This is a genomic window from Cupriavidus sp. 05N38, from assembly GCF_056397345.1.
This window is the reverse complement of the sequence record NZ_JBFTNF010000006.1, coordinates 126,921-146,274: the sequence shown is the minus strand read 5'-3', so window position 1 is coordinate 146,274 and position 19,354 is coordinate 126,921. Positions and strand designations below refer to the sequence as shown.

At 68.0% G+C, this 19,354-nt stretch carries 18 protein-coding genes and 1 pseudogene; 8 read left to right on the top strand and 11 right to left on the bottom strand.

Annotated features, from left to right (window positions below):
• The 3 genes from tssI to AC1DK4_RS07070 all read right to left on the bottom strand — a co-directional run.
• A partial coding sequence (gene tssI / locus AC1DK4_RS07080) for a type VI secretion system tip protein TssI/VgrG (protein WP_441649727.1) occupies positions 1–1,067 on the bottom strand: 1,067 nt, incomplete at its 3' end.
• 101 nt (positions 1,068–1,168) lie between these two features.
• Positions 1,169–1,687, bottom strand: a complete 519-nt coding sequence (locus tag AC1DK4_RS07075; RefSeq protein ID WP_441616490.1) for an Hcp family type VI secretion system effector — start codon at positions 1,685–1,687, stop codon at positions 1,169–1,171.
• Positions 1,688–2,074: 387 nt separating this feature from the next.
• A complete protein-coding gene (locus AC1DK4_RS07070) occupies positions 2,075–2,596 on the bottom strand; it encodes a TetR/AcrR family transcriptional regulator (protein WP_441616488.1) in 522 nt (173 codons plus the stop codon).
• A 345-nt stretch (positions 2,597–2,941) separates the two neighbouring features.
• On the opposite strand from AC1DK4_RS07070, the gene AC1DK4_RS07065 reads away from it, so the two are divergent.
• The gene (locus AC1DK4_RS07065; protein ID WP_441616486.1) at positions 2,942–3,484 is read left to right on the top strand and encodes a gamma carbonic anhydrase family protein; all 543 of its coding nucleotides are present in this window, start codon (positions 2,942–2,944) and stop codon (positions 3,482–3,484) included.
• 24 nt (positions 3,485–3,508) lie between these two features.
• Here the strand turns inward: AC1DK4_RS07065 and AC1DK4_RS07060 are convergent, their stop codons facing one another.
• The 3 genes from AC1DK4_RS07060 to wrbA are packed head-to-tail and all read right to left on the bottom strand — an operon-like array spanning position 3,509 to position 5,983.
• Entirely contained in the window at positions 3,509–4,930 is a 1,422-nt protein-coding gene (locus tag AC1DK4_RS07060) for an FAD-binding oxidoreductase (RefSeq protein WP_441616484.1), read from the bottom strand.
• Between the two features lie 19 nt (positions 4,931–4,949).
• The gene (locus tag AC1DK4_RS07055; RefSeq protein ID WP_441616482.1) at positions 4,950–5,381 is read right to left on the bottom strand and encodes a DUF2069 domain-containing protein; all 432 of its coding nucleotides are present in this window, start codon (positions 5,379–5,381) and stop codon (positions 4,950–4,952) included.
• Entirely contained in the window at positions 5,378–5,983 is a 606-nt protein-coding gene (gene wrbA / locus AC1DK4_RS07050) for an NAD(P)H:quinone oxidoreductase (protein WP_441616480.1), read from the bottom strand. The genes AC1DK4_RS07055 and wrbA overlap by 4 nt, the downstream gene beginning before the upstream one ends.
• A 190-nt stretch (positions 5,984–6,173) precedes the next feature.
• On the opposite strand from wrbA, the gene AC1DK4_RS07045 reads away from it, so the two are divergent.
• Complete coding sequence (locus tag AC1DK4_RS07045) at positions 6,174–7,565, top strand: YihY family inner membrane protein (protein WP_441616478.1); 1,392 nt, start codon at positions 6,174–6,176, stop codon at positions 7,563–7,565.
• A gap of 39 nt (positions 7,566–7,604) precedes the next feature.
• Here AC1DK4_RS07045 and AC1DK4_RS07040 read toward each other — a convergent pair whose 3' ends face one another.
• From AC1DK4_RS07040 to AC1DK4_RS07030, 3 genes are all read right to left on the bottom strand, one after another.
• Positions 7,605–7,922: an Mpo1-like protein gene (locus AC1DK4_RS07040; RefSeq protein ID WP_441616476.1), complete on the bottom strand. Its 318-nt coding sequence runs from the start codon at positions 7,920–7,922 to the stop codon at positions 7,605–7,607.
• Between the two features lie 103 nt (positions 7,923–8,025).
• Positions 8,026–8,850, bottom strand: coding sequence for an alpha/beta fold hydrolase (locus AC1DK4_RS07035; protein WP_441616474.1), 825 nt, complete (start codon positions 8,848–8,850; stop codon positions 8,026–8,028).
• Positions 8,850–10,160 carry an O-acetylhomoserine aminocarboxypropyltransferase gene (locus tag AC1DK4_RS07030; RefSeq protein WP_441616472.1) on the bottom strand — a complete coding sequence of 437 codons (1,311 nt, stop codon included), beginning with the start codon at positions 10,158–10,160 and terminating at the stop codon, positions 8,850–8,852. The genes AC1DK4_RS07035 and AC1DK4_RS07030 overlap by 1 nt, the downstream gene beginning before the upstream one ends.
• A 273-nt stretch (positions 10,161–10,433) precedes the next feature.
• Here AC1DK4_RS07030 and AC1DK4_RS07025 point away from each other — a divergent pair, with 273 nt between their 5' ends.
• The 5 genes and pseudogenes from AC1DK4_RS07025 to AC1DK4_RS07005 form a co-directional block, all read left to right on the top strand.
• Positions 10,434–10,880: a CBS domain-containing protein gene (locus AC1DK4_RS07025; protein ID WP_441616470.1), complete on the top strand. Its 447-nt coding sequence runs from the start codon at positions 10,434–10,436 to the stop codon at positions 10,878–10,880.
• Positions 10,881–11,055: 175 nt separating this feature from the next.
• Positions 11,056–12,954 (top strand): MFS transporter, encoded by a 1,899-nt coding sequence (locus AC1DK4_RS07020; protein WP_441616468.1) that lies wholly within the window; start codon positions 11,056–11,058, stop codon positions 12,952–12,954.
• 46 nt (positions 12,955–13,000) lie between these two features.
• Entirely contained in the window at positions 13,001–13,711 is a 711-nt protein-coding gene (locus tag AC1DK4_RS07015; protein ID WP_441616466.1) for a glutathione S-transferase C-terminal domain-containing protein, read from the top strand.
• Between the two features lie 101 nt (positions 13,712–13,812).
• Positions 13,813–14,931, top strand: coding sequence for a chorismate synthase (gene aroC, locus AC1DK4_RS07010; protein ID WP_441616464.1), 1,119 nt, complete (start codon positions 13,813–13,815; stop codon positions 14,929–14,931).
• 79 nt (positions 14,932–15,010) lie between these two features.
• Positions 15,011–16,242: pseudogene (locus AC1DK4_RS07005) on the top strand (MFS transporter); the annotation flags it as partial.
• On the opposite strand, the gene AC1DK4_RS07000 reads toward AC1DK4_RS07005, so the two are convergent.
• Positions 16,170–17,276 (bottom strand): NAD(P)/FAD-dependent oxidoreductase, encoded by a 1,107-nt coding sequence (locus AC1DK4_RS07000; protein ID WP_441616462.1) that lies wholly within the window; start codon positions 17,274–17,276, stop codon positions 16,170–16,172. The pseudogene AC1DK4_RS07005 and the gene AC1DK4_RS07000 overlap by 73 nt on opposite strands.
• Positions 17,277–17,355: 79 nt before the next feature.
• A complete protein-coding gene (locus AC1DK4_RS06995; protein ID WP_441616460.1) occupies positions 17,356–18,060 on the bottom strand; it encodes a FadR/GntR family transcriptional regulator in 705 nt (234 codons plus the stop codon).
• 320 nt (positions 18,061–18,380) lie between these two features.
• On the opposite strand from AC1DK4_RS06995, the gene AC1DK4_RS06990 reads away from it, so the two are divergent.
• Positions 18,381–19,277: a flagellar brake protein gene (locus AC1DK4_RS06990; RefSeq protein WP_441616458.1), complete on the top strand. Its 897-nt coding sequence runs from the start codon at positions 18,381–18,383 to the stop codon at positions 19,275–19,277.
• Positions 19,278–19,354 lie beyond the last annotated feature (77 nt).

Below are 19,354 nucleotides of genomic sequence, written 5' to 3'. Positions count from 1 at the left end.
GTCCGGTCGGGGACCAGTTCGGCGGTGTAGTTGTAGCGAGTACCTTGTTCGCTGCCGGCGCTCTCTTCGGCCTGGCTGGTGTGCTGCACGCCGTGGTGGCGCATGCGTATGGGGCGCCAGCCGTGGTTCATGTCGTCGCGGGGGTGGCCGGTGAGCTCGAAGGACAGGCCTGGCACGAGGCGCGGGTCGTCGCCCTCCACGCGGGCAAGGCGGGCGTCGCGGCGGTGGCCGCGCAGGCGCGCTTCGGTGAAGGGCTTGCCGGCTTCGTCGCGCTTGTAGCGACCGGGATAGTCGTAACGCGCGTAGGCGGACGCCTGGTGATCTAGGTCGGAGCCGAGGCGAGAATGCTCCTGGTCGTACTGTGGATGGGTGAACGTGTAATCGCGCTGGGTCTGGCGTGCCGTACGCACGTTCTCGGTGTAGGTGAAGCGGTGCAGGGCGGGCTCGGGCTGGTCGCCGCCGGGGGTGGGGTTGTAGCGCACGGGTCCGCCGGCGATGCGGCCCTGCACGAACAGGCGGTCGCTGTGGATCATGCGGTGGCCGTCGGCGTCATGGCGGAAGGCAAAGTAGAAGGCTTCCTCGCGGGCAATGCGTTCGAGGAAATGCAGGTCGGTGTCGCCGGCCTGCACGCAGTATTCGCGGGGCAGGTGCTCGGTGGTGACGATCTGCTCGTAGTGGGTGGTCAGGCCGTGGTCCTTGAGCACGTGCTGGAGGATCTCGGGCACGGACAGGGTCTGGAAGATGCGCCAGTCGGAGGACAGGCGCAGGCGGGCGAGGGCGGGCTCGACCACGGCGCGGTAGCGCGTGCGGCGAAAGCCGGTGTCGCCTTGCTCGAAGCGGCTGACCAGCCCATGGACATGGCGCACCGGTTCGTCGCCACGCCAGAGGGTGAGCAGGGCGGGCTGGTCGAGGATGGTGGCGAAGTCGAGGTCGGGGTCGGCATGGGCCAACTGCACGTCGAGGCGGAAGGTCTCGGAGAGGGCTTCGTCGAGATCGAACTCGATGACCTCGAAGTCCACCCCGCCGACGACGGCGAAGCTGAAGCGCAGGTCGGACTGGCGTGCCATGGTGTGCTCCTTGCCGATCGGGGCGCGAGCACCGATCGTTTACTGGCCAGAGGAAAACGCGGCCGGCGCGTGCCGCCGGCTGCATGGGTTCGCCCGGGCTGTCAGGCTTCCTGCGGCTTGCGCCAGTCGTCGGAGGCTTCGGTGCCTGCGATGGCATGCGTCCAGGTGATCTTGCGGTAGGCCATGGCGACCTTGACCAACTGGGTGTACTCCGCCTTGCTCGGGTCCTGCGCATGCGGCAGCACCTGGTTGATGTCGACGATGGTGGCGTCTTCGAGCTTGGTGGTGAAGAAGTGCTCCTGCTTGCCTTCGGTGGAGGTGCGGTACCACTTGATTTCCACGGTCGGCAGCATCTCGCCGGTGGCCAGGGCCTGGTACAGCAGCGGCGTGGACTTGTTCAGCGGGCTGGTGAAGGTGAAGGGCTTGTGCACGCGCTGGCCCGAGGGCTGGCCGCTCTGCGGATCGGTCGGGGTGGCGATGCGGTGTTCGATTTCCTGGACCAGGATCTGGTCCTCGTGGCCTTCGACGTAGACGTTGCCGACCGAGTCGGCGGTGAAGGCGCCCTGGGTGATGTTGCCCTGGGTCTTGCCCTGGATGCTGATATAGGCGGGTGTAGGCATGACAGACTCCGTTGTCGTGAAAATGGCCTGATGGGCCGGGATGCCATCGCTGATGACAGAGGGTCTATCGCAAACGCCATGCCAATCTCCTTAGTGGCTTAAAGACACTTTAAGAAACAACGAGTTATGTAGTAATTTCGGAATTGGCCGAGCGGCCCAGGGTTCCCGCAGGCTCCGCCATCCGCGGTTTTCGGGGAGGATTGAGCCAGGATTGGCTTGATGACTCATATTTTTTGGGGGAATTGAGCCAAGGTTGACCCGGTTGTCTTCTAACGTGCTGATTTTACGAATAAAAAATCCAGCCAGAAATGGCCCGCACGCCCTTGTCGGTGATGCGGTAGGCGTCGCATGAGCGCATGCGATAACCCACGAAAAAAAGAGGTTCATCTAGGCGATCGCAGCCGTCGCGGCTTCGGTACCGACAGTCTTCCAGGACATGGAAACGAACGCCCCGTCATTCTCGCTGACCTTTCCAACAAGCGCTGAAGCAATGATCTGAAATGAAAAGGCCGCGATCAAGTTGGCACGGGCTGCCGTCAGCGGCGGAAGAATTGAGCCAAGGGAGGCGCGATATTGAAGGTAGATATGCCGTCGACCGAGAGTGCCTATCTGGCTCAATGCCGCGGATTTCACGCGAGGATCGGACAAGACCTTATGCAACGGTTCATCACGGCAAAACCCTTTCACCAATGCATCGACAAGCGCGAGCACCAGGCCTCGGATATCGGTGAACTGTTCGTTTTGCAGTCTTTCGATGACGGCCCGCTCGATCCGGTCGGTTACTTCCTGCTTGATGGCCGCCAGGATGTCTTCCTTGGCGCGAAAGCGGCGGTAGATATTGGCTACCGGCAAGCCCGATCCTGCTGCGACGGCGGCAATCGAGAAGCCGTCGATTCCTTCGGTTCGCAAGCGGGCTGGCGCATGGCCTGGCCGGCACGGTGGACATTGGCGCGACGGAGCTGGTGACGCACTGCCGGGCAGTACGGGCGGCCCGCGAGCAAGGCGAGGTCACGCTGGCGCACATTGCCCCGTCCAACAGGCGCTGGCGCAGTTCCAGGCGCAATTGCGCCAGTGGCTGGCTGTGGCGCAGGCCTGGGGACTTGCAGCCGGAATGCAATTCATGAGAGTCTCGCCCCGGCGCCGGGCCGTGTTCCGGTGCCTGGGCCGCCGCGCTCATCCAATTATCGGCGGTACAGCAGAGAAGGCAGTTCAGTTTTCCGGCATTCCCGTATTCCCGTATTCCAGGATTTCATCGTGACCATCCGCAGCTTCCAGGGCAAAGCCCCCCAACTCGGCGACCGCGTGTTCGTCGATGCCAGTGCCGTGCTGATCGGCGACATCGAGATCGGCGCCGACAGTTCCGTCTGGCCGCTGGTGACCATCCGCGGCGACATGCACCGCATCCGCATCGGCGCGCGCACCAGCGTGCAGGATGGCAGCGTACTGCATATCACGCATGCGGGGCCGTTCAATCCGGATGGTTTCCCGCTCACGATCGGCGACGATGTCACCATCGGCCACAAGGCGCTGCTGCATGGCTGCACGGTCGGCAGCCGCATCCTGATCGGCATGGGCGCCATCGTGATGGACGGCGCGGTGATCGAGGACGAGGTGATTCTCGGCGCCGGCACCCTGGTGCCGCCGGGCAAGGTGCTCAAAGGCGGCCATCTCTACGTCGGCAGCCCGGCGCGGCAGGCGCGGCAGCTCACCGGGAAGGAGCGCGCCTTCTTCAGCTACACGGCGGCCAACTACGTGAAACTGAAGGACCAGCATATCGCGGAGCAGGGCGACGCCTGAAGCGCGCCCTGTCCGCGGTGCGGCTTAGATGACCTTGCCGGGATTCATCAGGCCTTGCGGGTCCAGCGCTTGCTTGATGGCCCGCATCATGGCCAGTTCCACCTCGCTCTTGTAGCGGCGGTTTTCCTCGCGCTTGAGCTGGCCCAGGCCATGCTCGGCGGAGATCGAACCGCGGTGGGCGTGCACGCTGTCGTGCACGATCGCGTTGATGGCCTTGCTGTTGTCGAGGAAGGCGTCGTGGTTTTCGCCCACCGGTGGCGACACGTTGTAGTGCAGGTTGCCGTCGCCGAGATGGCCGAAGGTGACCATGCGCGCGCCCGGAAAGGCCTGCTGGATGAGCGCGTCGGTGGTGTCGATGAAATCGGCGACGCGCGAGATCGGCACGGCGATATCGTGCTTGATGTTCTTGCCTTCCTCCACCTGCGCCAGCGGAATGTGCTCGCGCAGGTTCCAGAAGTCGCGCGACTGCTGCACGGATTCGGCGACCACCGCATCCGCGGCCACGCCGGCTTCGAAAGCGGTCTCCATCATCGCCTCGAAGATGGCGCGCGCGTGGTCCTCGCTTTCGCTGTCGGACAGCTCCAGCAATACGACCTGCGGGTGCGGCCGGTCGAACGGGTAGCGCAGTTGCGGGAAGTGCGTGGTGACGAGCGACAGGCATGTCTGCGACATCAGCTCGAAGCCGGTCAGCAAGGCGCCGCCGCGCTGCTGGGCGATGGCCAGCAGGGCCAGCGCGGCGCGCGGGCTGGCCACCGCGGCCAGCGCGGTCACGCGCGCACGCGGCAGCGGATAGAGCTTCATCACGGCGGCGGTGATGATGCCTAGCGTGCCTTCGGCGCCGATGAAGAGGTCGCGCAGGTCATAGCCGGTATTGTCCTTGCGCAGGCCGCGCAGGCCGTCCCAGATCTCGCCGGCGGGCGTCACCACTTCCAGCCCCAGGCATAGCTCGCGCGTATTGCCATAGCGCAGCACCCCGGTGCCGCCCGCGTTGGTGCCGAGGTTGCCGCCGATGGTGCAGCTGCCTTCGGCCGCCAGGCTGAGCGGGAACAGGCGGCCGTGCTCGCGCGCGGCATCCTGCAGCTGCTGCAGGATCACGCCGGCTTCCACGGTGACCGTGTTGTTGAGCGGGTCGAGCTGGCGCACGCGGTTCAGCCGCTGCAGCGAGATCACCACCGATTCCGTGCCCGCCGCCGGCGTGGCGCCGCCGCACAACCCGGTATTGCCGCCCTGCGGCACCATGGCGAGCTTGTGCGCGTGGCAGGCGTGCACGGCGGCGGCCACCTCTTCGGTGTTGCCGGGGCGCAGCACCGCGACTGCTTCGCCGGTATAGCGCTTGCGCCAGTCGGTCAGGTAGGGAGCCTTGTCGGCGTCTTCGGTCAGCACATGCTGGCTGCCCAGCGCGGCGCGGCAGAGCGCAAGGAAGGATTCGAGCTGCGTGGCGTTCATGGCGGTGGGTCCGGTGCGGCTACTTGCGAGCCTGTTTGCGCGGCTTGCCCGGCTGCAGCGCCTTGGCGCGGCGCTTGTACGGGCGCAGGTAAAGGATGGTGGCGAAGAAGAACAGCAGCGACAGCGCCACCTCGATCCACGCGAGCGTGGAGGAGGGCGAGCGGTCGCTGGTGGCGCGCACGATGCCTTCGGTAAAGAACAGCAGGATCAGCATCGACGACCACTGCATGGTGTAGCGGTTGCGGGCGAGTACGCCACGCAGCGGCAGCAGCAGCGGCAGGAATTTCAGGATCAGCCACGAGCCGCCTGGGCGCAGCGGGGCAAGAAACCATTCCCAGCCGATGCACAACAGGATCAGCGCGATCAGGCTGCCGGCGCTCAGGCGGAACAGCGCGGCGCTGTGCAGCGCGCCGTCGGCGCCCCCGGCGCCGGCCGTCTCGGCGGCGCTCATGCGCGGCTCCCGGCGGCCAGCCGCACGGCAGTCTCGGCCAGGCGGCGGCCCATGGCGCGCGCCAGCACGGCTTCGTCCTCGGAGACCGGTGCGCTGTTGTCCACGCGTGCATGGTGGCTCGGGCCATAAGGCGTGCCGCCGCTGGTGGTGGTCATCAGCGCGCTCTCCGAATAGGGCAGGCCCATCAGCAGCATGCCGTGATGCAGCAGGGGGAGCATCATCGACAGCAGGGTGGTTTCCTGGCCGCCGTGCAGGCTGCCGGTGGCGGTGAACACGCAGGCGGGCTTGCCGCTGAGCGCGCCCGACAGCCATTGCGCCACGGTGCCGTCGAGGAAGTACTTCATCGGCGCGGCCATGTTGCCGAAGCGGGTGGGGCTGCCCAGCGCCAGGCCCTGGCACTCTTCCAGGTCGCGCAGTTCGGCATAGGGCGGGCCTTCGCCGGGAATGTCGGGGGCGGTAGCCTCGCTGACGGTGGAAACCGGCGGTACCGTGCGCAGCCGGGCATGGGCCCCGGGTACGCTGTCGATGCCGTTGGCGATCAGTTCGGCCAGCTTGCGGGTGCTGCCGTGGCGGCTGTAGTAGAGGACGAGGATTTCGGTCATTGACGAGGCTGCGGCGTGCCGCGCCGGGCGGCGGCGGCTCTGGTGCCGGGTTGGTGCCCGGCGCGGCGCGCAGGGCAATGCGCGTATTATAGTTGTGGCCCCGGCGTGGCCCGTCCAGGGGTGCCGCCAGGGCTGCCGCCGCAGTGTGCCGGCGCGCTTTCACTGAATCAGGTAAGGAGTTAGTCCCCGCATGTTCGCCGCCCGCATCGTTCGCCTGCGCAGGGAATGGAATCTGCAGAAACTGCGCGCGCTCACCCGCTACGCGCTGCGTCGCGCGGGCGAGGACCGGCTGCCGCAGGTATCGGCCAGCCTCACCTTCACCACCGTGCTGGCGGTGGTGCCGGTGCTGACGGTGGCATTTGCGCTGCTGGCGGCGTTCCCGGTGTTCCGCGAGTTCCGCAGCGCCATCGAGACCTTCCTGTTCCAGAACCTGATTCCCGGCAACGTCAGCAATTCCATCACCAGCTATCTGGGCCAGTTTGCCAAGAACGCCAAGGGCCTGACCGCGGTCGGCCTGGGCGGCCTGATGGTGACCTCGGTGCTGACCATGCTGACGGTCGAAGACGCGCTCAACGCGATCTGGCGCGTCAAGCAGCGGCGCCCGCTGGCGCAGCGGGTGCTGGTGTTCTGGGCGGTGCTGACGCTGGGGCCGGTGCTGATCGGCGCGAGCCTGTCGATCAGTTCCTACCTGATTTCTGTCTCGGCCGGCTACGTGGGCACCATGCCGCTGGGGCTCGGCCTGATGGTGAGCCTGACGCCGGTGGTGCTGTCCGCGCTCGCCTTCGCCCTCCTGTACATTGCCGTGCCCAATGCCAGCGTGGAATGGCGCGACGCCATCACCGCCGGCCTGGTCGCCGCCCTGGCCTTCGAATGCGCCAAGCGTGGCTTTGGCTATTTCGTCATGCATATCCCGACCTACACGGCGGTCTATGGCACTTTTGCGGCACTCCCCACCTTCTTGCTGTGGATCTACCTGAGCTGGCTCGTCACGCTGCTGGGCGCCACCATCGCAGCCAACCTGCCGGTGATCCGCCAGGGCTACTGGCGGCGCCGCACCTTTGCCGGCAGCGAGTTCTTCGACGCGCTTGGCGTGCTCTACCTGCTGTATCGCGCGCGCGAGGACGTGCCACGCTGCATCGGGGAACTGGATCTCGGGCGCAAGCTGAGGGTGGAAGCCGACTATCTGGCTGGCCTGCTGGGCAAGCTCAAGGCGATGCACCTGGTCGGCAAGCTGGCGCAGGATGGCGGGCAGGCCCATTGGGCGCTGTTGTGCGATCCCGCCCAGGTGACGCTGAGGTCGCTGCACGACAGGCTGGTGCTGAACCTGCCGCGCCTGCCGCGCACGGCGCTGGCGCAGCAACTGGAGGGTGCCGACGTGCTCAAGCAGGTGCTGGACAACCCGCGCCTGGACCAGCCACTGGAGGCCGTGTTCGGGCGCCGGCAGGCGGAGCAAGCTCAGCAAGTGCAGCAGGAAGTGCAGGAAGCGCGGGAGGCGCGGGAAGATGCGTCCGCCTCATCGCCGGCAGCGGGCGCGCGCCGCACGCTGGAGGTGGTGCCGCCGGGCTGGCACGGCCAGATCTGATGGCCTGCGCCGATGGCCTGCGCCGATGGCTGGCGTCGGCTAGAGCGGGATCCTGCCGCGCCAGATGTCGGCGTACATCACCCAGTCCCCCATGAGGCTGTAGAGCGGATGGCGGAACGTGGCGGGGCGGTTCTTCTCGAAGACGAAGTGGCCGACCCAGGCAAAGGCGTAGCCGGAGACCGCCGCCGCGGCCAGCCACCACCAGTTGCCGCTGAGCACCAGCGCCAGCAGGCACAGCAGCGCCACCGTCGACCCCGCGAAATGCAGCCGGCGGCAAGTGAGGTTGCGATGCTCGTTCAGGTAGAACGGGTAGAAGGCGGCGAAGTTCTCGAACTCGCGGGCATGCGCCTGGGACATATCAGGCTCCTTGCTGGGATTCTCGGGTGCTTCCAGTCTAGCCGGGGCGCGGGAAGTGTCCAGAGAGGATCTTCCCGGTCCCCGCGCCCAGGCCGCGGCCCGCTCAGGCCGCCGCCACGACCTTGCGCGCGAACGCAGCCAGCGCGTCCAGCACCTCGTCGGGCCGCTCGCCCATCAGCGCGTGCCCGCACGGCACCGTGACGGTGCTCGCCGACGCCATCCTTGCCGCCAGCGCCTGCGCAGCCTTGGGCGAGGTCATCATGTCCTTGCTGCCGCTGACGAACAGCGCCGGGCAACGCACCGCGGTGGCCGCGGCATCGCCGTTGGCGTAGGCGTTGCAGGCCGAGAAGTCATTGTGGAAGACATGGCCCTGCGGGTTGCGCTGCGCCACGCGCTCCATCAGGCGCTGGCTGCCGCCCTGCATCCACGAGCCCGGCCCTGGCGATGACGGCTTGTTGGCGAGGCTGGAGTGCGACCAGTCGTTGACCATGGCGATGGCCTGGTCCACCTGCTTGAGCGACGCTTCGAGCAGCGCGTCGGACACCTTCATCGGAAAAGCCGTGGCGAGCAGGGCGATGCCGCGCACCGCATCCGGGTGGCGCGCCGCGGTTTCGAGCGCGATCAGCGATCCCATGCTGTGGCCGAACACCAGGGCCGGCGCGGTTACGCCGGCGGCGCGCACCAGCTCCGCCACCCAGTCAGCCATGGCCTCGATGGTCTTGAGCGGCTCGCCTTCGCTGCGGTTGTGGCCAGGCAGGTCTACCGCCAGCACGCCGAAGCCGTGGTGGGCGAACCAGCGCGTCTGCAGGGCCCACACGCTGTGGTCGTTCTGCGCGCCGTGCACGAACACGGCGCACGGCAGGGCCGGGTTGAAGGGTTTGCCGCCGGTATAGGCGTAGGCCTTGCGGCCCGCGATCGTCAGTTCCATCAGGCTTGCCCTCCCTTGCCGCTCATGGCGCGCTCGGCGGCCTTGAGGCCGCGCTTGAGATCGTCGATCAGGTCGTCCGGGTCTTCCAGGCCGACCGACAGGCGGATGGTGCCTTCGCCGATGCCCGCGGCCTGCAGCGCCGCGGCGTCCATGCGGAAGTGCGTGGTCGAGGCGGGATGGATCACCAGCGAGCGGGCGTCGCCCACATTGGCCAGGTGCGAGAACAGCGCGAGGCTTTCGATGAAGCGCTGGCCCGCGGCGCGGTTGCCCTTGAGGTTGAAGCTGAACACGGCGCCCGCGCCACGCGGCAGCAGGCGCTTGGCGAGTTCGTAGTCGGGGTGGGACTCGAGTTCGGGGTAGGCCACTGACTCGACCATCGGGTGCGAGACCAGGAACTGCACCACGCGCCGGGCGTTTTCCACGTGGCGGGCCATGCGCAGCGGCAGGGTCTCGATGCCCTGCAGCAACTGCCAGGCGGCCATCGGGTTGAGGCAGGCGCCGAAATCGCGCAGGCCTTCGCGGCGGGCGCGCAGCAGGAAGGGCGCCACCGTGCTTTCCTCGGTAAACACCATGTTGTGGAAGCCGGCATAGGGCTCGGACAGCTCGGGGAAGCGCCCGGACGCCTCGAAGTCGAAGGTGCCGCCTTCGGCCAGCACGCCGCCGATGGTGGTGCCGTGGCCGCCCAGGAACTTCGTGGCCGAGTGATAGAGCAGGCCGGCGCCGTGGTCGAATGGCTTGAGCAGGTAGGGCGTGGTGAAGGTGGAATCGACCAGCAGCGGGATGCCGTTGTCCCGGCCGAGCTCGGCCAGGGTCGGGATGTCGAGCACGTCGAGGCCGGGATTGCCCAGCGTCTCGCCGAACAGCAGCTTGGTCTCGGGCCGGATGGCCGCGCGCCAGGCGTCGATGTCGCGCGCCTGCACGAAGGTGGTCTCGATGCCGAAGCGGCGCAGCGTGTAGTGCAGCAGGTTGTGCGAGCCGCCGTACAGCGCGCTGGACGCCACCACGTGCGAGCCGGCCCCCATCAGGGTGGCCACCGCCAGGTGCAGCGCGGCCTGGCCCGAGGCCACGCCGATCGCGCCGGCACCGTTCTCCAGCGCCGCGACGCGCTCCTCGAACACCGCCACGGTGGGGTTCGAGATGCGCGAGTAGACATGGCCGGCGCGTTCCATATTGAACAGCGAGGCGGCATGCTCGCTGTCGCGGAAGACGAAGGACGTGGTCAGGTGGATGGGCGTGGCCCGCGCGCCGGTGGCGGGGTCGGGGGCGGCGCCGGCGTGCAGCGCCAGGGTGTCGAAACGGGTACCGGACATGGCTTCCAGGGCAAGAGTTGTCTCCGGTGCGCATCGTAGCATCCGCTGCCGCGCCCCGGGGCGCGGCAAACGAAGCGCCGGGGCGGGTTTCGAGGCCCGCGCGCTTTACTTGGGCGGCCGGTTTCGGCTAGCATCGGCCCATCCGGCGGTGCCGCTCCACGTCCGTGCCGCGCCCGTGCGGGTCGCGGCCGGCAGCGAACCGGCAGCGAACCGGCACGATAGCGGCAGTACACCAGCATATACATACAGTAGATTCAGCAAGCGGAGACCACCATGAAAGTCAGCGACATCCTGCAGATCAAGGGCAATACGCTCTTTACCGTGACGCCTGACACCTCACTGCTGCTGGCGGTCAAGACCATGGCCGAGCACGACATCGGCTCGCTGGTGGTGATGGAGTACGGCGAGCTGGTCGGCATGCTGACCTTCCGCGAAATCATCAATACGCTGGCCGCCAACAACGGTTCGGTGGGTACCTTCAGCCTGCGCAAGGTGATGGACGACGCGCCGCTCACCTGCACCATGGAGACCGACGTCAACGAAGTGCGCCGCATGATGCTGGAGCGCCACACCCGCTACCTGCCGGTGCTGGACAACCGCACCCTGATGGGCGTGATTTCCTTCTACGACGTGGCCAAGGCCGTGGTCGAGGAGCAGAGTTTCGAGAACCGCATGCTCAAGGCCTATATCCGCGACTGGCCGGAAGAAAAGACGGATTGAGATCGGGGGCTGGTGCGCGGCCGCAGTACCGCGGGGCGCCGGACGGGCGGCGCCGCGGCGAAACAAGCGCAAGCAAGCGCCGCGGGCATGCCCGCGGCGGCAGGGCATTGCCAGCAGTGTCGCGGGGGCCTTACCCGGGCTTCCGGTTCGCCGGGGTCACCTTTTTCCTGTCTACATGAGCCAACAAAACCAATTTCGACTGCTCCGCTCGCGCCGTTTCGCCCCGTTCTTCTGGACCCAGTTCCTCGGGGCCATGAACGACAACCTGTTCAAGGTTGCCTTCACTTCCCTCGTCACCTACCACACGGCCCTGTTCGAGGGCGTCGACGCCAAGAGCGCGGCGTTCCTGATCTCCGCCATCTTCATCGCGCCCTTCGTGCTGTTCTCCGCCACCAGCGGGCAGATCGCCGACAAGATCGAGAAGTCCAGGCTGATCCGGCTGGTGAAGACGCTGGAGATCGGCATCATGGCGCTGGGGCTGGCCGGCTTCGCCTGGCACAGCGCGCCGCTGCTCTACCTCGGCACCTTCCTGATGGGCCTGCATTCGACGGTGTTCGGTCCGGTCAAGTTCGCCTACCTGCCGCAGCACCTGGACGAAACGGAGCTGGTGGGCGGCAACGGACTGGTGGAAATGGGCACCTTCGTCGCCATCCTGCTCGGCACCCTGCTGGGCGGCGAGCTGGCCGGCCTCGCGCATGACGGCAAGGTGGTGGGGCCGATCTACGTGGGCGCTGCCTGCGTGCTGCTGGCCCTGGCCGGGCGCATGGTGTCCGCGCGCGTGCCGGATTCGCCGGCGCCGCAGCCGGACCTGCGCATCAACTGGAACCCCTTTACCGAGACCTGGCGCAACCTCGGGCTGGCGCGCACCGACCGCACGGTGTTCCTGAGCCTGCTGGGCATCTCCTGGCTGTGGTTCCTGGGCGCGACCTTCCTGACCTCGTTCTTCAGCTTTGCCAAGGACGTGCTGGGCGGCGACCAGAACGTGGTGACGCTGCTGCTGGCGGTGTTTTCGCTGGGCATCGGCACCGGCTCGCTGCTGTGCGAGCGCCTGTCCGGGCGTCACGTGGAGATCGGGCTGGTGCCGTTCGGCTCGATCGGCATGACGGTGTTCGCGCTGGACCTGTTCTTCGGCAGCCGCGGCGAGCACCATGCCGAGCTTTCCGGGCTGGCCGGCTTCGTCGCCGATCCGGGCCACTGGCGCGTGCTGGTCGACCTGTTCCTGCTGGCAATGTTCGGCGGCTTCTACAGCGTGCCGCTGTACGCGCTGATCCAGAGCCGTTGCGCGCCCACGCACCGCGCCCGCATCATCGCGGCCAACAACATCCTCAACAGCTTTTTCATGATTGCCTCGTCGCTGCTGGCGGTGGTCATGACCCAGGCTGGCTACAGCATCCCGCAGCTGTTCCTGGTGGTGGGGCTGCTCAACGCGGTGGTCGCCATCTACATCTACAGCCTGGTGCCGGAATTCCTGCTGCGCTTCGTCGCCTGGATACTCGTGCACACGGTGTACCGCCTGCAGCAGGTCAACGCCGAGCGCATCCCGGCCGAAGGGCCCGCGGTGCTGGTCTGCAACCATGTCAGCTTTGCCGATGCGGTGGTGCTGATGGCTGGCAGTCCGCGTCCGGTGCGCTTCGTCATGGACTACCGCATCTTCAAGGTGCCGCTGCTGTCGTGGTTCTTCCGCCAGGCCAAGGCGATCCCGATCGCGCCCGCGCACGAAGATCCGCAGATGCTCGAGCGCGCCTACGACGAGGTGGCGCGCGCGTTGGGCGAGGGCGACCTGGTCTGCATCTTCCCTGAAGGCAAGATCACCGCCGACGGCGAGATCAATCCCTTCAAGCAGGGCGTGCAGCAGATCATCCGCCGTACCCCGGTGCCGGTGGTGCCGATGGCGCTGCGCGGGCTGTGGGGCAGCTTTTTCTCGCGCAAGGGCGGTGCGGCCATGTCCAGGCCGTTCCGGCGCGGCATCCTCAACCGGCTCGAACTGGTGGTGGGCGACCCGATCGCGCCGGAGCAGGCCACGCCGGAAAGCCTGCAGCAGGTGGTGCAGGGCCTGCGCGGCGAGTGGCGCTAGGCCGTCGCCAGCCTCCCGCTCAATCCGCCGAAAGGAATCACCAATCGTGATTACGCTCTATACCTTCGGGCCGGCGTTCGGCCTGCCCGACGCCAGTCCCTTTGTCACCAAGGCCGAGATGCTGCTCAAGCTGGCCGGGCTGCCCTACCGCACCGCCCAGGGCGGCCTGCGGCGCGCGCCCAAGGGCAAGCTGCCCTTTCTCGACGACGAGGGCAGGGTGGTGGCGGATTCCACGCTGATCCGCTGGCATCTCGAAAAGACCTACCACGTCGACTTCGACGATGGCCTCTCGCCGGCCGACCGCGGCACGGCCTGGGCCGTGGAAAAGATGCTCGAAGACAACTTCTACTGGGCGGTTGCCGATGCGCGCTGGAACCACGACGGCAATTTCGCCAAGGGTCCGGCCATGTTCTTCCGCGCGGTGCCCTGGCCCCTGCGCGGGCTGGCGATGCGCTTCGTGCGGGCCCGTATTCGCCGCATCCTGTGGGCACAGGGCCTGGGCCGCCATAGCGCGGCCGACCTGGCGGCCATTGCCGCGCGCGACGTGGCCGCCGTGTCCGACCTGCTGGGCGACAAGCCCTTCCTGCTGGGCGAGCGGCCCTGCGGCGCGGATGCCACCGTCTTTGCCTTCATCGCCGGCGCCTTGTGCCCGGTATTCGACACGCCGATCCGCGCGGCGGCGGAGTCGCATCCCAACCTGGTGGCCTACGTGGCACGGATGCGCGGGCGCTACTACCCGGAAGCCGCGTCCGCATAGCGGAATCGGAGGCGCCAGGCAGGGGCGGGGCCGGATGGGCGGCAAAGGCCTTACAATGTAGCCCGTCCTCCAATTTTCACGCGCTGTCGCGGATCTCCATCATGTCCGGCAATACCCTCGGCCTGCTCTTCACAGTCACCACGTTCGGCGAATCGCACGGCCCGGCCATCGGCGCGGTCGTGGACGGCTGCCCGCCGGGCATGGCCCTGACGGAGGCCGACATCCAGATCGACCTGGACCGCCGCAAGCCGGGCACGTCGCGTCACGTCACGCAGCGCCAGGAGGCCGACCAGGTCGAGATCCTGTCCGGCGTGTTCGAAGGCAAGACCACCGGCACGCCGATCTGCCTGCTGATCCGCAACACCGACCAGCGCAGCAAGGACTACGGCAATATCGTCGAGACCTTCCGCCCGGGCCACGCCGACTACACCTACTGGCAGAAGTACGGCATCCGCGACCATCGCGGCGGCGGCCGCTCGTCGGCACGCCTGACCGCGCCGGTGGTGGCGGCGGGCGCGGTGGCCAAGAAGTGGCTGCGCGAGCAGTACGGCACCGAGATCCGGGGCTATATGTCGCAACTTGGCGAGATCCGCGTGCCGTTCACGGACTGGGCCGAGGTGCCGCAGAATCCGTTCTTCGCGGCCAATGCCGAGATCGTGCCGGAGCTGGAAACCTATATGGACGCGCTGCGCCGCGACGGCGACTCCGTCGGCGCGCGCATCGAAGTCGTGGCCAGCGGCGTGCCGGTCGGGCTGGGCGAACCCCTGTTCGACCGCCTCGACGCCGATATCGCGCACGCCATGATGGGCATCAATGCCGTCAAGGGCGTGGAGATCGGCGCCGGTTTCGACAGCGTCAGCCAGCGCGGCAGCGTGCATGGCGACGAACTGACCGCCGAGGGCTTTCGCACCAATAACTCCGGCGGCGTGCTGGGCGGCATCTCGACCGGCCAGGACGTGACCGTCTCGCTGGCGATCAAGCCCACTTCCAGCATCCGCACCCCGCGCGAGTCGATCGACAAGACCGGCCAGCCGGCCACCGTGGAAACCTTCGGCCGCCACGATCCCTGCGTGGGCATCCGCGCCACGCCGATCGCCGAAGCCATGCTGGCGCTGGTGCTGATCGACCATGCGCTGCGCCAGCGCGCCCAGTGCGGCGACGTCAAGGTCGACACGCCGCGCATCCCCGCCCAGGCGCCGCAGTCCGGCCAGCCGCGCTGAGTTGGCGCAGGCCCGGCCGCAGGCCAAGGAGAAGGCCGGTAGCGCGCAGGCCGCGCGCGTCTCCGAGACGCGCTTCGGCTTGTTCTATCTTGGCTACTATGGCTATGTCGGCGTTATCTCGCCCTATGTAAGCCTGTTCTTCGCCGGGCGTGGCTTCACGCCCGTGCAGATCGGCGTGCTGATGGCATGCTTCCAGGTCAGCCGCATCGTCGGACCGTACTTCTGGGGCTGGCTGTCCGATGTCATGCATACCCGGGTGCGGCTGCTGCGCCTGGCCGGCGTCACCGCCTTGCTTGCCTTCCTGATGGTGCCCGGCATTACCAGCTATGGCGGCATGATGGCGATGATGATCGGGCTCAACCTGATCACCAGTGCCATGTCGCCGCTGGGCGACGCGCTCACCATTTCCACGCTGCGCCGCTACGGCGCCTTCGATCACCGCTACGGGCGCATCCGCATGTTCGGTTCGGCCGGCTTTATCGCGGCCGTGCTGCTGGGCGGGGCACTGTTCGAGCGGCTCGGCATGGAAGCCTTCCCGTGGCTGGCGAGCGCCATGCTGGCGCTGTTCCTGGTGGTGGTATTCGGCATGCGCGACGCCGTCGAGGAGGGCCCGCGCGTGAAGCCGCCGCCGGCGCTGCCGCTGCTGCGGCGTGCCGATGTGCGCTGGTTCTTCGGCTCGGCCTTCCTGATGATGTTCGCCCATGCCGCGCTATACGTGTTCTATTCGCTCTACCTGGAGCAGCTCGGCTACAGCAAGTTCGCCATCGGGGTGATGTGGACCATCGGAGTGGTGGCGGAGATCGTGTTTTTCTTCTACCAGGGCCGGCTGTTCGCCGCGCTGCCGCTGCGCGCCATCCTCGCCGGCACCTTCGTGCTGGCCGCGCTGCGTTTCGGGCTGACCGGCTACCTGGCCCGGCTGGCGTGGCTGATGGCGCTGGTGCAGGTGCTGCACGCGGCCACCTTCGGCGCGCATCACAGCGCCAGCCTCAAGCGCCTGCAGCGCTGGTTCGGCGGTCCCTTGCAGGGGCGCGGCCAGGCGCTCTACACCGGGATCTCCTACGGCCTGGGCGGTACCTTGGGCGGCCTGGCGATGGGCTGGACCTGGAAGGCGCTGGGGCCCTCCCATACCTTCGGCCTCGCCGCGCTGGCGGCCGCCGGCGGCGCGTTGTGCGCGCTGATGACTTTCCGGGCCGAGGCCGCCGAGGCTGCCGAGAGCGCCGGCGCCGGAAGCTAGGCGCTCAAAGCAGGCTCGCCACGCGCTCGGCCAGCGCCAGCGATGAGGTGAGCCCCGGCGACTCGATGCCGAACAGGTTGACCAGCCCCGGCACGCCATGGGTGGCCGGGCCGTCGATGCGGAAGTCGGCGGCCGGCTCGCCGGGGCCGCTGATCTTGGGGCGGATGCCGGCATAGCCCGGCTGCAGCGCGCCATCGGCCAGCGCGGGCCAGTAGCGCCGCACTTCGTCGTAGAAGCTGTCCGCGTCGGACGGATCCACGCCGTACTCGATTTCGTCGATCCAGCGCACATTGGGGCCGAAGCGCGCCTGGCCGCCCAGGTCGATGGTCAGGTGCACGCCCAGGCCGGCGGCTTCCGGTACCGGGTAGATCAGCCGCGAGAACGGCGCGCGCCCGGCCAGCGTGAAATAGCAGCCCTTGGCGTAGTACTGCGGAGGAATGTGCGCGGGCGGCATGCCTTCGATGCTGCGCGCCAGCGCCGGTGCCGTGAGCCCGGCGCAATTGATGACAGTACGGGCCAGCAGCGTGGTGTCGGCCGCGCCGTCCGCGCCGCCGACCTCCAGCCGGATGCCGTCCGGCGTGATCGCGCCGCGCGCCACCGGCGACTGTACCGCCAGCATCGCGCCGGCATTCTCGGCGTCGCCCAGCAGGGCCAGCATCAGGCCATGGCTGTCGACGATGCCGGTGGAGGGCGAGAGCAGGGCGGCGTGGCAATGCAGGTTGGGCTCCAGCGCCTGCGCCTCGGCCTGGCTGATCAGCTGCAGGTCGTGCACGCCGTTGGCGGCGGCCTTGGCGCGGATTCCTTCCAGCGTGGCGACCTGGCCCTGCGTGGTCGCCACGATCAGCTTGCCGCAGCGCTGGTGGCTGACGTGGTGCGAGGCGCAATAGTCATAAAGCATCGCCTTGCCACGCACGCACATTTCCGCCTTCAGCGAGCCCGCCGGATAGTAGATGCCGGCGTGGATCACTTCGCTGTTGCGCGCGCTGGTGATGGTGCCGAAGGCATTCTCGGCTTCCAGCACGATTACCTCGCGGCCCTGCATGGCCAGCGCCCTGGCGATCGCCAGGCCCACCACGCCCGCGCCGATCACCACGCAATCTACCTTTTCCATCGTCCTCCCCTTGTGTCGTTGCTTGTGCCGCCGTGCATCGCGCGCCTGGCGGCGGATTCTCTGTCGTCTCGCGGTCGCGTCAGGACTGGCCGAGCTCCAGCCCCATGCGTTTTGCCGCCGCAGCCAGGTGCCGGCGCGCGGCCTGGCGTGCGGCGCTGGCGCTGCCGGCGGCGATGGCTTCGACCAGCGCCGCGTGTTCTCCGTCGGCACCCAGCGAGCCGCCACGAAAGCGCGCGGCGTTTTCCCACGCGGTTTGCCGCGCCGACAGCAGATGCTGGCCGACGAAGTCCGTCAGGCCGGTAAAGCAGGGGTTGTGCGCGGCCTGGGCGATGGCATGGTGGAAGGCTACGTCGGCCGCCGCGGCGCTGGCGAAGTCCTGCCCGTGCTCGCGCATGGCGGCCAGGGCCGCGCGGATGGCTTGCAGGTCGCTCTCCGAGCGGCGCAGGGCAGCCATTTCGGCGCAGGCGCACTCCACCACCATGCGCAGTTCGAACAATTGCACGAGCGTCGGGCCGCCCTGTGGCGCGCTGGGCATGCGCCATACCTGGCCGCCAGGGGTCTGCGAGACATAGGCGCCGGAGCCTTTGCGGGTGACCAGCACGCCGTCCGCCTTCAACTGCGCGATGGCTTCGCGCACGATGGGGCGGCTCACGCCGAAGGTCTCGCCCAGCGCGGCCTCGGCCGGCAGGCGGGCGCCGGCGGCGAAGCGGCCGGTGGCGATGTCGGCGCGCAGGGCATCGGCAATGCGGGAGGCCAGCGATTCGGGGCGGTTCAGGATTGTCATGGTTATCTGTAAGGCTGTCAGACAGCTTTACGGCATTCTCGGCGGAAAGCCGGCCGGCGTCAAGGCGCAAGGCTGATGCGGTGCAAGCCGGTGCTCAAGGTTTTCCGGCGGCGGCCGATAGCAAGTCAGATGAGATGCGCTATTCACCTGGGACATCGCGGACGCCTGCATGGCGGTCCGCCCGCGCGGTTTGGCGGCGGCCCCGGGCAGCCGCATCACGCGCTGAGCGCTTCGCTAGGTGGCGGCCGGGGGGCATGCGTCCCGCCGGCTTGCCGTTGGATCTGTCACGTCCCACAGATGGGCGTCTACCGCTGCTTCCCATGATTGCACTTACTCCTGACGATCTCCCGGTTGGCCAGCCGTTGCCCTGGTCCTTGCTGGACGAAAGCGGAAACCTCGTGCTCGGCAGCGGCAGCGTGATCCCCGAGGATCGCGACGTCGCGCTGGTGTTCCGCCACGGCGCGGTCTGCCGGCCCGCGGACGAACCCGGCGAACCCGCCGACAACGAGCGCCAGGCCAGCGCCGGGCCCTTTGGCCTGCAGGTCGGCACGCTGCTGCAGATCAAGACCCAGGGCCATGTCGGCCGCGCGGCGGCCAGCCGCCTGATCGGCTTTGTCGACCAGGGCATGTTCGTGACCTGGCCGCAGCTGGGCGGCAAGGAGCTGCAGATGAAGCCGGGGGAAACCGTGCTGCTGCGTGGCTTCTCCGGCCACGCCATTCTCAGCTTCGAATGCACGGTGACCGCGATCTGCCGCAGTCCGTTCCGCTATCTGGTCTTGTCCGCGCCGGCGCAGATGCAGCAGTTGCCGGTGCGCAAGGCAACCCGCGTGCCGACACGGCTGGCTGCCTATATGGTGGACCCGGGGAGCGCAGAGGAGGGCGCCGCTGAAGAGGCCGGCGCGCCGCACGAGCGCAAGGCGTCGCGGCTGGTGATGCTGACCGACCTCAGCACCGGCGGCGCGCAGATCGAGGCCGCCGATGCCGTGCCCGCGCCCGGCACGCCGGTGCGGCTGTGCTTCCACTTGCGGACCGCCGCGCTCGACAGCGAGATCATGGTCGATGGCGTGGCGCGCAACGCGACCCCGATCTCCGCCGCTTCCGGCTTCCCGGTGTTCGGCGTGGCCTTCGACGTGCTGGGCGAGCGCGAGCTGACCCTGCTGCAGTGCTATATCTACGAGCAGTTGCTGACCAGCGCCAGCATGCAGGTCCCGGCCTGATGGCGCAGTGCCGCCGGCCCGTTCATGCCGGCGTTTGGAGTCAACCGCCTAACGCGCCATCTTGCCGCCAACGCGCG